Here is a 13,696-nt window from a genome sequence, read left to right on the forward strand (position 1 = left end):
AAAGTGACAAAGAAGATCTTCATCACATGCATATCACCGATTCCATCGGGTGGTCTGTCAAAGTAATGGAGCATCTATCACGATCGCGAATACATCGATATGGATACCCAAAAACCATACTGAACGAGATCCGAAGAGACGAAGATACTAAGGGCGCACGGCGGATGCCTTGGCACAGGAAGTCGACGAAGGACGCGGCAAGCTGCGATAAGCTGCGGGGAGGGGCAAACACCCTTTGATCCGCAGGTCTCCGAATGGGGGAACCCAGCAGGGGTCATGCCCTGCTATCCCCGCCTGAACGAAATAGGGCGGCGGAAGGCAACCCGGGGAACTGAAACATCTAAGTACCCGGAGGAAGAGAAATCAACCGAGATCGCGGGAGTAGCGGCGAGCGAAACCGCGCGAGCCCAAACCCATGCATGTGTAAGCTTGAGGGCGTTGCTGCATGAGGGGTTGCGGGACCGAGCATCCCATGGGCCTCAGACCATGGGCGGAGTGACAAAGGGGCGCGGCAGCGGAACGGCCTGGGAAGGCCGGCGGAACAGGGTGAGAGCCCCGTACGCGAAGCCCCGCCCCCTCCGAGCGCGGCACCCGAGTAGCGCCGGGCACGTGAAACCCGGTGCGAAGCTGGGGGGACCACCCTCCAAGGCTAAACACTCTCCTGTGACCGATAGCGAACCAGTACCGTGAGGGAAAGGTGAAAAGCACCCCGAGAGGGGAGTGAAACAGTACCTGAAACCGTGCGCCTACAAGCAGTCGGAGCAGCCTATGCGCTGTGACGGCGTGCCTTTTGTAGAATGAGCCAGCGAGTTGCGGTATGCGGCGAGGTTAAGCTTTTAAGCGAGCCGCAGTGAAAGCGAGCCTTTAAGATGGCGTTTTAGTCGCATGCTGCAGACGCGAAGCCGGGTGAGCTATCCATGGGCAGGCTGAAGCGGGGGTAAGACCCCGTGGAGGGCCGAACCCACTTCGGTTGAAAACGGAGGGGATGACCCGTGGATAGGGGTGAAAGGCCAATCAAACCCGGAGATATCTCGTTCTCCCCGAAATAGCTTTAGGGCTAGCCTCGGACGTTCAATGGCGGCGGTAGAGCACTGGATCCTCGAGGGGGCTTCACCGCCTACCGACAGGAACCAAACTCCGAATGCCGCCATTTCAGAGTCCGGGAGTCAGAACATGTGGGCTAAGCTGTGTGTTCGAGAGGGAAACAGCCCAGACCGCCTGCTAAGGTCCCCAAATCCATGCTGAGTGGCAAAGGATGTGCGTTTGCCTAGACAACCAGGATGTTGGCTTAGAAGCAGCCATGCATTTAAAGAGTGCGTAACAGCTCACTGGTCAAGTGGACATGCGCCGACAATTCACGGGGCTAAGCATGGTACCGAAGCAGCGGACTAATTTCATTAGTGGTAGGGGAGCTTTCCACGGGGGGCGAAGCCGCAGGGCGACCTGCGGTGGACCGCGTGGAAGTGAGAATGCTGGCATGAGTAACGAGAGCGGCGCGAGAAACGCCGCCGCCGTAAGCCTAAGGGTTCCTGGGCAAGGCTAATCCTCCCAGGGTCAGTCGGGAGCTAAGGCGAGGCCGGAAGGCGTAGCCGATGCACAACAGGCGGACATTCCTGTACCGCCGATGGACCGTCATCACCGATGGGGCGACGGAGAAGGGTAGCCGAGCGGGGTTCTGGACGTCCCCGTGAAAGCGCGTAGGGAGCGCGGCATGGAAACCAGCCGCGCATGCATCCCGAGACGCGAGACGAAGCCTTTTGGCGAAGTCGGCGAGCCCATGCTTCCGAGAAAAACCTCTAGGAAGGGACATCGGCGCCCGTACCAAAACCGACACAGGTGGGCGGGTAGAGCATACCGAGGCGATCGGGAGAACCATGGTTAAGGAACTCGGCATACTGACTCCGTAACTTCGGGAGAAGGAGTGCCCCTGGCGGTGAAGGACCTCGCGTCCGGAGCGGCCGGGGGTCGCAGCGAAACGGCCCAAGCGACTGTTTATCAAAAACACAGGACTCTGCAAAGCCGCAAGGCGACGTATAGGGTCTGACGCCTGCCCGGTGCTGGAAGGTTACGCGGATGGGTCAGCCGCAAGGCGAAGCCCTGAAGCCAAGCCCCAGTAAACGGCGGCCGTAACTATAACGGTCCTAAGGTAGCGAAATTCCTTGTCGGGTAAGTTCCGACCTGCACGAATGGCGTAACGATTTGGGCGCTGTCTCAACCATGGACCCGGTGAAATTGTATTATTCGTGAAGATGCGAATTACCTGCGGAAGGACGGAAAGACCCCGTGAACCTTTACTGCAGCTTGACATTGATCGTTGGCTCGGCGCGTAGAGGATAGGCAGGAGGCTTCGAAGCGGGGACGCCAGTTCCCGTGGAGCCGGCCTTGGAATACTGCCCTCGTCGCGTCGGCGATCTAACCTGCGGCCGTGATCCGGCGCAGGGACCGTGTCAGGCGGGTAGTTTGACTGGGGCGGTCGCCTCCTAAAGAGTAACGGAGGCGCGCAAAGGTCCGCTCAGGACGGTTGGCAATCGTCTGCAGAGCGCAAGAGTGCAAGCGGGCTTGACTGCGAGACGTACAGGTCGAGCAGGGAGGAAACTCGGTTCTAGTGATCCGGCGGCCCAGAGTGGAATGGCCGTCGCTCAACGGATAAAAGGTACTCCGGGGATAACAGGCTGATCTTGCCCAAGAGTCCACATCGACGGCAAGGTTTGGCACCTCGATGTCGGCTCATCGCATCCTGGGGCTGAAGTCGGTCCCAAGGGTATGGCTGTTCGCCATTTAAAGCGGTACGCGAGCTGGGTTCAGAACGTCGTGAGACAGTTCGGTCCCTATCCTCCGCAGGCGCAAGAGGATTGAGGAGGTCTGCCCCTAGTACGAGAGGACCGGGGTGGACGGACCTCTGGTGCAGCAGTTGTCGACCAACGGCACGGCTGCCTAGCTACGTCCGGCACGGATAACCGCTGAAAGCATCTAAGTGGGAAGCCGTCTCCAAGATGAGTCCTCTTTTCGGTAAGGGCCCAGGCAGAACACCTGGTCGATAGGCCGCAGGTGCAAGGCGAGCGATCGCCTCAGCCGAGCGGTACTAATAGCCCGAGCTCTTCGTCTTCACACATTGGAGCTTGTTCGCGGTCCGTCACGACCGAACGCTGTGCAACCGCCAGGGTGGCGCGGAGAGCGCGCCCTGCGGCATAGAAGCCGCGCGGAGCCCAAGCGCCCTGCGCGAGCGCGACCTTGGAGGCGGGGATCACCCGGTCCCATTCCGAACCCGGAAGTTAAGACCGCCATCGCCGAAAGTACTGCAGCGCAAGGCTGTGGGAGGATAGGACGTCGCGCTCGCGCAGGGCGCTCGGCGTATTCCGCCGAGACCCAGGGGCCCCGGAGCCGTAACAGGTTCCGGGGCCCTTTCTGCGCTTGAGGGGATGGGCGCGATGCTGCGCGCACCGCGCCGGGAAGGCCGCGAACGTGAGAAGGAGGAGTGTGCGCATGCTGCAAGCGAGGACGGCTCGGTCGGACGAGTTCGATCGCGTCATGGCGTTCTACACCAGAATGATCGACGAGATGCGCGGCACGGATTTCGACGTGCGTTGGAAGCACGGAGAGCATCCGTCGCCCGCGTTCTTGCGCGCATCGGTCGATGCGGGCGAGGTGTACCTTGTCGAGGCTCCTGAAGACGGCGCGATCGCTTCCGCCATGGTGCTGAACGGGAGCGGGGCTTCAGGTTACGAGAACGTTCCGTGGCGCGTATCCGCCGACCTGAGCGAGGTCTCGGTAATCCATGTGCTGGCTACCCTGCCCGCGTACCATGGGCGAGGATGCGCCCGCGCTTTGCTGAACGGCGGTATAGCCGCCGCGCGGGCGCACGGGAAGAAGGCCCTGCGCTTGGATACGTTTGCGGATAACGAACGATCTCATCGGCTGTACGAATCATGCGGGTTTCAGAAAGTGGGAATCCATGACCTTTTCTATGACGACTTGGGTACGGTAGGGTTCGTTCTGTACGAACTTGCGCTGTAGTGCGCTCGATTGAACTCTGCTACCTCCAATTGCGCGTTGTTGCCGCGGGGCCGGCTTTGCGGGAGAATGGTCTGCGTGTATACCATGAAAGCGTGGGAGGGCGTCTCTCGGCTAGGCTCGCAGCCTGATCGCGGAAGGCAACGGAGATGAAAAAACTCGGGTCGATCATTCTTGCATGCGCCTTTGCGTGCGCATTGACGGCGATGGGCGCAGGGCTTGCGTTTGCAGATGAATCGCCCGATCGTGCTCCTTTGCGCGTGCTGTTTCCTCAAGTTGAAGGATTCTCCATGACGGACGAGGACGGCTCTCATCGCGGGCTGGTTGTTGACTATCTGAATGAAATCGCGAAGTACACCGGCTGGGAATACGAGTACGTGACCGTTTCGGACGATTTCGCATTAAGCAACTTTACGTCGGGCGAGTACGATCTTTTAGGCGGCACGTACTACGTTGCTGCGGCTGCGTCGCGGATAGCCTATCCTGAATACAGCTGCGGCCCTTCGAAATCGGTGCTGTTCTCGCGATGGGATGACGGGAGTATTCGCGGATACGATTATGCTGATTTGAACGGCAAAACGATTGCCGTGTCGGCTCGAGCTACAGAAAACGTACGGCGGTTAGAAGGCTTTCTGGCTACGGAGAATATCGACTGTACGATTAAGAAGTACACGATTGATGAGTTCGTCGACGGGTCCCTGGAGTACCTGCTTGATAGCGGGGAGGTCGACTTGCTGTTGGGAAACGCCGTTGACAATACGGGTGCTTATCGCCCTGCTGCGATTTTTGATGGGCAGCCTCATTATTTGGTGACGACCCCCGAAAACCAAGACGTGCTAGATGGTCTGAACTGGGCCCTGGAGCATATTATGGAGGCGAATCCTAACTTCGCGGAAGAGGCGTACGCTAGAAACTTTCCCGACGCAGACATCAACATGTATCGCGTTAACCATCAAGAGCGCCTGTACGTAGAGAAAAAGAAATCGATAACAGTGGCGCTTCCTTGCGACTATAGCCCTTTGAGCGTAGGCGGCAACTCGGAGGACGGTCGGGTTGGGGGCGTGGTCTATCGATTCCTCGATAGGATCGAGGCGTTTTCCGGCTTGAACGTTGATTGTCTGTACGTCGAATCGTACAGTGCTGCTCTCGACGCGCTGCGCAGTGGCCAGGTGGATATGCTGGGCTTTTTCTTGGGCGACGAAGACGATGCGGCACAAGCCGGCTTGGCTCTGTCCTCCTCGTATGCGACATTCAGCAATCTGGTTGCTCGCAACAAGCTTGTTGCGTATCCTTCTGAGAATTTGCGCTATGTCGCGCTTGAGGGTACGCAGATTCCCAGCGATGTGCCGACGGGGGATGTGCGCTACGTCAAGAGCGAGCACGAAGCGCTTAATATGGTGGATAAGGGTCAGGCTGACGTTGTGTTCGGTTTGTCCGTTCAAATCGAGGGCGCGATGCAGCAGGGGGTGTACTCCAACGTCGTCCCGGTCTCTTTAACGGGCAGCGCGACCGATATCTGCTTCGCACTGCCGCGTCCGGCAGATCCCGATCTTCTGACTATCGTGAACAAGAGCCTTAACAGCATGTCCGTCAACGAAAAGGCGGCGGCGGTTGAGGAGAATCGAATAACTGCGGGGTACGGTACCCTTACGCTGGTTGACTACTTGAGCGCAAATCCAATGCTGGTTGCCGGCCTGGCTGCTGTGACGGTGCTTCTGATTCTGGCTATTGCCGTTGGCGTAACGCGATCGAGGGTGCGTGCGGCCGATATGCGCGTTGAGGCCGAGCGGGTGGCTGCGGAGGGCCGTGCAAAAAGCGAGTTTCTTTCTCGAATGAGCCACGAGATACGAACTCCTATGAATGCCGTTGTGGGCATCACCGATGTTCTGGATATGCAAAAAGACGATCCGGAAGCCTTGCGCAAGAACATAGCGCGACTTCGAGCGTCGTCGGACTATTTACTGAGTTTGCTCAACGACGTTCTTGATACCAGTCGTGTGGAGAACGGCATGATGGATATTGCCTACGAGCCCTTTTCATTGACGGAAAACGTTGCCGAACTTCAGGATATGATGCAAGCGCAAGCTGATGCCCGGATCATCGATTTGCAGGTGGTAACGAAGGTTTCTCATGAAGGCGTCGTGGGCGATTCTCTGAGATTGAAGCAGGTGCTTTCGAACCTGTTGTCGAATGCCATCAAGTTCACGCCCGAGGGCGGCGTCGTGAGGCTTGTCGTTGAGGAGACGGGTTTCGACGGGGAGCGGGCGACGTTCTTTTTCGGCGTTGCTGACAGCGGCGTGGGCATTTCCCCTGAAGATCAGAGGCGCATATTCAACGCTTTCGCCCAAGTGGGCTCAGCTGCTTCGAAGAGCCAAGGGACTGGTCTCGGTCTGCCGCTTTGCCAGAGCTTAGTGCGTCTTATGGGCGGTGAACTGCAGGTTCGCAGCGAACTTGGTTCAGGAAGCGAGTTCAGCTTCTCCCTTGTCTTTGCAATGGGAGATCCTGAACCCAGGCGGGATCGTTCAGTGGATCGGGAGCTATTCAAGGGATTCCATATTCTGCTTGTGGAGGATGGGGCGGTAAACGCAGCTATCACGACGAATGTGCTGGAGTTGCATGGTGCTCGGGTGACCTGGGCGATTGACGGCCGGCAGGCGGTAGACCTGTTTGCTGCAAGTCGGCTCGGCGAGTTCGATGCCGTGCTCATGGATATGAGGATGCCCGTTATGGACGGCGTGGAAGCCACGCGTGCCATTCGGCTTCTGCCTCGGTCCGATGCGCGTGAAATCCCCATTGTTGCGATGACGGCAAATGCGTTCAAAGAGAGCGAGGACGCGGCGCGTGACGCGGGGATGAACGAGTTCGTTACCAAGCCTTTGGATATCGACGAGCTGTTCGACGTGCTGGGTCGTTTGCTGAAAAGATAGCTTTCGGCAGGAGCGCGGCGGGGTTCAAGCGCAGGCTTGCTTGCGCGATTCCGCGGCCGCGCTAAGAGAGCGCGTTGATGTTCGCTCGCGCCGTCCGGTAGCTTTCAAGCGCCGCCAGGGCCAGATCGTCGACATTGTGCAGATGATTCGCCCGTATTGCTTGTACCAGGGCATCGCATCGCGTGCTGAGGGATGCGAGCCCCAAGTTCGCAGCCGTTCCTTTCACGGCGTGAGCGATGCTTTCCGCAGCTTCGTAGTCTTTCGCGCGCATCGCTTCGGGAAGCTTCTCAAGGGTGTCCTCCCGAACGAACACCTCAAGCATGGACATGAGCAGGTTCGCATTGCCGCAAAACCGCTTGAGGGTGGTTTCGACGTCGATGCCCAGTGTTTCGAGTTGTTGAAGCCGATTATCCATAAAGTGCCTCAGGCTTTCTGCTTCAGGGCGTTTTTCGCGGTTTCGCGCACTGCGAGTGCCAAGAATTCATCTTTCGGTATGGGTTGCGCGTACAGGTATCCTTGCACGAGGTCGCATCCGACGCTTTCGAGCAGCGATGCCTGATCGCGGGTTTCCACGCCTTCCGCGATAACCGGGAGGCCGAGGGATTTTGCCATGGGAACTATAGCTCGCAAGATGCTTTCTTCGCGGGCACGGTTCCTGCTTTCCCCGCCGAGGAAGCGCATATCGAGCTTGATCATGTCGATGGGAACGTCGCGGAGCATGCTCAACGACGAATACCCCGTTCCGAAATCGTCCATGAGCACGGTGAATCCGAATCGTTGCAGTTTTCCCATTGCCTGCAGCAATTGCGGAAGGTTGTCGGCGTACGCGCTTTCGGTGATTTCCAGTCGCAATCGCGAGGGCGGAAGTTTATACCGTTTTACCAGGTCGACAAGATTGTCGCAGAGGTGCGGGTCGTAGAATTCCAGACGCGATATGTTGACCGACAGGGGGACCGGGGCAATCCCGCTGCTTTCCATGGAAGCGAGAAAGCAGCAGACTTCTTCTCGGATGTGGCTATCGAGGCGGACGATGAAGCCGCTGTTCTCGAAAAAGGGAAGAAACTGTCCCGGCGGGATAAGGCCTTTGTCGGGATGGCGCCAGCGGACGAGGGCCTCGCCGCCGACAAGAGCGCCCGAGGCAAGGTTGAAAATGGGCTGGATGAACGGTTCGAACTCCCTCTTTTCGAGCGCACGTTCCCCTTCGGCTTTCATTGTGTGCTTTGCGATGAGCGACTGGTGCATGTTGGAGTCGTACAGGGCGAATCGGGTGTTGTAATTTCCTTTGATGGAACGCAGCGCAAGCGTCGCGCGGTCGCACATGATGTCGACCGGCATCGTGCGGTCCGTTATTTCGTACATGCCGAAGTAAAGCACGATCTCATGTTCCGCCTCCGCGTTGGCGAGGGCAAGTTCCAGCTGCGTTGCCAGATTGTCGCTCAGGGCCATATCTTTGGGCAGGCATAGCGCGAAATGATCCGCCTCCATGCGTCCGTATACGCCGCGATCTCGTATGGTCTTGTCGAGACATTGCGCGATGGCCTTCAGAACCTCGTCGCCTCGGGTGCTGCCGTGCAGCTCGTTGAATATCTTGAAACGTTCGATATCGAACTGCACGATGGCGAACGCTTCATGGGGACGGGACTTGAGCAGTTCGGCGGTTTTGCGGCAGAACGCAGCACGGTTGTACAAGCCCGTGAGGCCGTCGTGTTCTGCCGCGTAAAGGAGCTCTTGCGCGCGATGGGCGGCAAGGAGCTCGGTTTCGCGCAGCGCTGCTTGCAGCTGCTCCCGTTCAAGCACGTGCTTCGTGACGATGTTGTCGACGCGTCGGCGGGCGACGGTCGTGTTGAAGGGCTTCGCTATGAAGTCATCTGCGCCGCGCAAAAGCGCCGGCTCCTCGTGAGCCGATTCGCCGGTTTCCACGATGATGGGTATATCTGAAAGCGACGGGTCGGCCTTCATCGCGTCGATGAGCGCAAATCCGTTCATGCCTTTCATGTCTATGTCGAGTACGACGACGTCGACCTTGCGTTCGGCCATGGCGGCGAGAGCTTCCTGCCCACTGGTTGCTTCCAGGATGGAGTACGATTCGGCGAACATATTGGCCAAAAGCGTGCGATCGATTCTGGAGTCGTCGACAATGAGCATGGAGCAGAGGGCGTCCATGTAGCGTGCTCCTTTCCAATGCGCGGCGCCGCTTGCGATTGCGTTGCGCGGCGCGCAAAACGCAAGCATATTGTATTGCTCGGCGGCGGCGCTTGCAATGACGTATGGTTGCGGGGAGACTCCGGCTTTTGGCTGCGGGGAGGGGCGGCCGAGCTTGGCATGTGGACGCGAATTGGCACCTACGACGCTGCGGAGGGGTTTCGAGGGCTTGCTTGCGCGTGGTTCACGGATAAAAGGCCTGGTCGTAATTCAAGATGCGGCCAACAGGGAGGTTCGGACTCACCGAAAATTGTCACGGGTGCCGATTCGCGCCCAAACCTACGGCTTCGGCCGTAATTCCGAGGTTCGAAAACTTCTTGAAACATTTCGCCGTTAATTTGAATAAGGCAAGATGAAGGCGCGTTTTCCCCTGCGGCCGTGCTATCGTATGCGGATGACTCAACGGGGGTGTGGCGGATTGCGCGCAGGGGAAGGGCCACGCCTTGAATGCGACAAGTTAGGAGCGCACGCCGATGGCGATGATTTCGGATATCTATGGCTCGATGGTGTTCAACGAGCATACGATGCAGGAGCGATTGCCTTCCGCAACGTACAAAAGCCTGCTCAAGACCATCAAAGAGGGCAAGCCGCTCGAAATCGAGGTTGCGAACGTCGTGGCTCACGCCATGAAGGAATGGGCTATGGAGAAGGGCGCTACGCACTTCACGCATTGGTTCCAGCCTCTTTCGGGCATTACGTCGGAGAAGCACGACAGCTTCCTCGACCCGTGCAGCGACGGGCGCGCCATCATGAGCTTTTCTGGAAAAGAGCTGATCCAGGGCGAGCCGGACGCATCGAGCTTCCCTTCCGGCGGCTTGCGCGCTACGTTCGAAGCGCGCGGCTACACGGCCTGGGATCCCACGTCCTACGCCTTCATCAAGGACGAGGTGCTGTGCATTCCTACGGCGTTTTGCAGCTACACGGGCGAGGCGCTTGACAAGAAAACCCCGCTGCTGCGTTCGATGAGCGCCATCGACGAGCAGGCGAATCGCGTGCTGGCCCTGTTCGGCGAGCCGCACGAGCGCGTGGTGCCCACCGTGGGCTCCGAGCAGGAGTACTTCCTTATTTCCGAGAAAGACTACGCGAAGCGCCAGGACCTTATCATGTGCGGGCGCACGCTGTTCGGCTATGCGCCGCTGAAGGGGCAGGAGCTGGAAGAGCATTACTTCGGCGCCATTCGCCCTTCGGTCAACGAGTTCATGAAAGAGCTCGACAACGAGCTGTGGGCTTTGGGCGTGTCGGCGCGCACGAAGCACAACGAGGTGGCCCCCGCTCAGCATGAACTGGCTCCCATCTTCACCAACGCGAACCGGGCGATCGACGAAAACCTGCTGACCATGGAGAAGATGCGCCTTCTGGCCAGCCACTACGGTCTTGTATGCCTGCAGCACGAGAAGCCGTTCGCGGGCATCAACGGGTCGGGCAAGCACAACAACTGGTCGCTTTCCAAGGGCAAGACGAACCTGCTCGAGCCCGGGGAAAGCCCCATGGACAACCTGCGCTTCCTGGTGTTTTTGACGGGCGTCATCCAGGCGGTCGACGATTATCAGGAATTGTTGCGCATGTCGGTGGCGTCGGCGGGCAACGATCATCGCCTGGGGGCGGACGAGGCTCCCCCGGCCATCATCTCCATTTTCTTGGGCGACGAGCTGGACGCCATCGTGGATGCGCTTGTTGACGGGCATGAGTACACGAATGCGGAAAAAGTGGCCATGGATCTGGGCGTTGCCGTACTGCCGAACTTCCTCAAGGACAACACCGACCGCAACCGCACCAGCCCCTTCGCGTTTACGGGCAACAAGTTCGAGTTCCGCATGCCCGGCTCTGCGGTTAACCTGTCCGATTGCAACATGATCCTCAACACGGCCATGGCGAAAAGCCTCAAGGAATTCGCCGACGCCATGGGGGGCAAGTCGGGCGAAGAGTTCGAGGCGGCGGCTATCGCGTACGTGAAGAAGACGCTCGCGAAGCACCAGCGCATTATCTTCAACGGGAACGGGTACTCCGAGGAATGGCAGGTCGAGGCCGAGCGTCGCGGGCTGGCGAACTACAAGACCACCGTCGACGCGCTTCCGTGCTTCGTCGATCCGAAGAGCATCGCGTTGTTCGAAGAGTTCGGCGTGCTGTCGGAGATTGAGGTTCGCAGCCGCTACGAGGTGAAGCTGGAGAAGTACACCAAGCTGCTGAACATCGAGGTGCGTACGATGAAGCGCATGGTGCGCCGCGCGTTCTTGCCGGCTATCAACGCGTATGCGGCCGAGATTGCCGACAGCATCACGGCGTTCAAAACGGCGGCTCCTGGCGCCGAGACCAGCCAGCAGGAAACGTTGCTGCATAAGTTGCTGGGCGGCATCAAGGAGATCGACACGCATCTGCAGAAGCTTGACTCGATGCATCACGCTGCACAGAAGATGGAGAACGAGCAGGAAAAGGCGAACGTATACGCCCACGAGATCGTTCCCGTCATGGAGGCTTTGCGCGCGGCTGTGGACAGCATGGAGATACTGGTGGATCGCGATATGTGGCCAGTTCCCACATACAACGACATTCTGTTCTACGTGTAAGGAAACGAGCAGCGCTCCCGATTCGCAAAACGAATCGGGAGCGCTTTTTTGTCCTGCGTCTTTCGGGGGCTGGCGCTCTGCATCGGCTTAGGCTTGCTGCGCGTCCTTCGCCGCTTTGCGCGCATCTTCCAGTTCTTGCGTTCCTTGGTTCAGTAGCACCACGCCGCCGACGACCAGCGCGATGCCCACGCACGTGATTACGTTGAAGGGATCGCCCCAGGCGATAATGCCGATGGCGGCCGTCAGCACGGTGCCCACGCCGCCCCAGATGCCGTACACGAGGCCGAGCGGCAGGTGCTTCAACGTGAACGTGAGCAGCGTGAACGACACGAGATAGCCCGCAAGGGTCAGCGCGGTGAACAGCGGTACGGAAAATCCTTCCGACAGCTTCATCATGGTAGTGCCGAACACTTCGAGGATGATGGACACGCTGAGCAGCGCATAGGGATGTACACGGTCCATGATTACACTCCCATCTTCAAAACGACCACGCCGGCGATGATGGCTATAAGGCCCACGATCTTCTTCGCATTGAGGCCCTCATGCCAGAACACGGTGCCCACCACGGCAGTGAGCGCAATGCCGAGGCCGGTCCATACCGCGTAGGCGAAACCGAGCGGTAGTTGCTCGAGTGTTTGCGCGATCAGGTAAAACGCAACGATGTATCCAATGACGATGCCAATAATGGGCGCTTTTCGCGTGAAGCCGTTCGAGAGCTTCATCATGGAGTCGGCAAACACCTCGAAGATGACGGCGATGCCGAGCAGCACGTAGGGCGACATGATTCCTCCTATTCGCTTGGCTCCTATTGGCCAAGTTCTGATATCCTAAAGTATCCCCTAAGGGGAGAGTCAATTGCTTTGTATGCAGAATGCAGAGGAGCGCCATGAGAAACGACCTGCTGTCTATCGGCGAAGTGGCCCACCTCAAGGGCGTGGGCGTGAAGGCGCTGCGCTATTACGAGCGCATTGGCGTTTTGCGCCCCGCGTACGTGAACCCCGATACCGGCTATCGCTACTATGCGCTGCGTCAGATGAACGAACTGGACGTGATCGTGTCGTGCGTGCAGCTGGGCGTGCCGCTGAAAGAGCTGGCCGACTACGTGTCCGACTGCGGCGCGATGGATATATCGTCCCTGTTGGAGCGCGCGTACATTTTGGCAAAGGAAAAGCTGCGCGACACGCAGGCCATTCTGCTGGAATTGGACGGGTATCGTCGCGAGATTGCCGTACAGCATGCGTTGCGCACCTCGCCAGCCCCGTACGAGCGTGTGCTGGGAAAGCGCACGTTTTTGGCGATGCCCTGGGGCCACGCTGCGTTCGATGCGAAGCGCTATACGAGGGCTATGTCCGAGCTGTACGGCGAAACGAAGCGCGCATCTATGGCGCCGTTGTTCTTGCAGGGCATGATTTGCCTTCCGGGCGATGGCGGGAAGGAGGGGGCCGAGGCTCCGGAGCCGTCCTGGTACGTTGCGCTTGAGGTGCAGGCACTGCCGGGAGAAGAGCTGGCTGCGCCGCCGCAGGAGCGCGGCATGCGCCTGCTTGCGCTGCCGGGCGGCACGTTTTGCGGCCGGCGGGTCGAGCGCGAAACGTTCGAATTGTGCTATCGCGAGGTTTTCGAGGAGGCGCGAACTGCATCCGGTATCGACACTCTGCTGGCGTTCGAGATTTGGGATGCCGAGTTGAGGACCGACCGCACTATCGTCGAGGTTTTGAGAGGATAGTTCCTATCGCTTGCCAGCGGCCGGTTTCGTTCTGCCTCCGGTTTCAGGGGGCTGGGCGCGTTTCGGCGGTGTTTTTGATGCTCTTGGGCGCAGCGCGGGAGCGCGGAAAGCGCGGAGGTGCCGCCCGGCTGCTTTGGGCGGCGACGCGCTCGGTTTGCCTTTTCTGTCCCTTTCGTCGAATCGGCGACCCTTTGCCGGAACCGGTGCGTTCGCTTTAGCGCATTGGAGTACAATAAACGCGGTAGCTTAGACGAAATCTGCACGTCAAA

8 protein-coding genes and 2 rRNA genes are annotated in these 13,696 nt (G+C 58.9%); 6 read left to right on the forward strand and 4 right to left on the reverse strand.

The genetic code is table 11. From position 1 onward, the window contains the following. Nucleotides 1-137: 137 nt before the first annotated feature. The 4 genes from LG373_RS11145 to LG373_RS11160 all read left to right on the forward strand — a co-directional run bounded on the left by LG373_RS11145 (nucleotide 138) and on the right by LG373_RS11160 (nucleotide 6,938). A 23S ribosomal RNA gene (locus tag LG373_RS11145) occupies nucleotides 138-3,106 on the forward strand. Nucleotides 3,107-3,221: 115 nt separating this feature from the next. After that, a 5S ribosomal RNA gene (gene rrf, locus LG373_RS11150) occupies nucleotides 3,222-3,336 on the forward strand. Nucleotides 3,337-3,483: 147 nt separating this feature from the next. Further along, nucleotides 3,484-4,014, forward strand: coding sequence for a GNAT family N-acetyltransferase (locus LG373_RS11155; RefSeq protein ID WP_114566139.1), 531 nt, complete (start codon nucleotides 3,484-3,486; stop codon nucleotides 4,012-4,014). A 146-nt stretch (nucleotides 4,015-4,160) separates the two neighbouring features. Next, nucleotides 4,161-6,938 (forward strand): ATP-binding protein, encoded by a 2,778-nt coding sequence (locus LG373_RS11160; protein ID WP_225749806.1) that lies wholly within the window; start codon nucleotides 4,161-4,163, stop codon nucleotides 6,936-6,938. A gap of 61 nt (nucleotides 6,939-6,999) precedes the next feature. Here LG373_RS11160 and LG373_RS11165 read toward each other — a convergent pair whose 3' ends face one another. Together LG373_RS11165 and LG373_RS11170 are read right to left on the reverse strand one after the other, a co-directional pair. Then, on the reverse strand, nucleotides 7,000-7,353 hold the full coding sequence (locus tag LG373_RS11165) for an Hpt domain-containing protein (RefSeq protein WP_225749807.1): 354 nt from the start codon (nucleotides 7,351-7,353) through the stop codon (nucleotides 7,000-7,002). A gap of 8 nt (nucleotides 7,354-7,361) precedes the next feature. After that, complete coding sequence (locus LG373_RS11170) at nucleotides 7,362-9,101, reverse strand: bifunctional diguanylate cyclase/phosphodiesterase (protein WP_225749808.1); 1,740 nt, start codon at nucleotides 9,099-9,101, stop codon at nucleotides 7,362-7,364. Nucleotides 9,102-9,613: 512 nt separating this feature from the next. Between LG373_RS11170 and LG373_RS11175 the strand changes: the two genes are divergently transcribed. After that, nucleotides 9,614-11,704, forward strand: coding sequence for a glutamine synthetase III (locus LG373_RS11175; RefSeq protein ID WP_225749809.1), 2,091 nt, complete (start codon nucleotides 9,614-9,616; stop codon nucleotides 11,702-11,704). Nucleotides 11,705-11,791: 87 nt separating this feature from the next. On the opposite strand, the gene LG373_RS11180 is transcribed toward LG373_RS11175, so the two are convergent. Then, nucleotides 11,792-12,166, reverse strand: coding sequence for a multidrug efflux SMR transporter (locus LG373_RS11180; RefSeq protein WP_114566143.1), 375 nt, complete (start codon nucleotides 12,164-12,166; stop codon nucleotides 11,792-11,794). 2 nt (nucleotides 12,167-12,168) lie between these two features. Further along, on the reverse strand, nucleotides 12,169-12,486 hold the full coding sequence (locus LG373_RS11185; RefSeq protein ID WP_114566144.1) for a multidrug efflux SMR transporter: 318 nt from the start codon (nucleotides 12,484-12,486) through the stop codon (nucleotides 12,169-12,171). 104 nt (nucleotides 12,487-12,590) lie between these two features. Here LG373_RS11185 and LG373_RS11190 point away from each other — a divergent pair, with 104 nt between their 5' ends. Then, the gene (locus LG373_RS11190; RefSeq protein ID WP_181792516.1) at nucleotides 12,591-13,427 is read left to right on the forward strand and encodes a MerR family transcriptional regulator; all 837 of its coding nucleotides are present in this window, start codon (nucleotides 12,591-12,593) and stop codon (nucleotides 13,425-13,427) included. Nucleotides 13,428-13,696: the final 269 nt, after the last annotated feature.

Origin of the sequence: Paraeggerthella sp. Marseille-Q4926, assembly GCF_916618935.1 — a bacterium.
In the GTDB taxonomy this organism is placed as follows: domain Bacteria; phylum Actinomycetota; class Coriobacteriia; order Coriobacteriales; family Eggerthellaceae; genus Paraeggerthella; species Paraeggerthella hominis.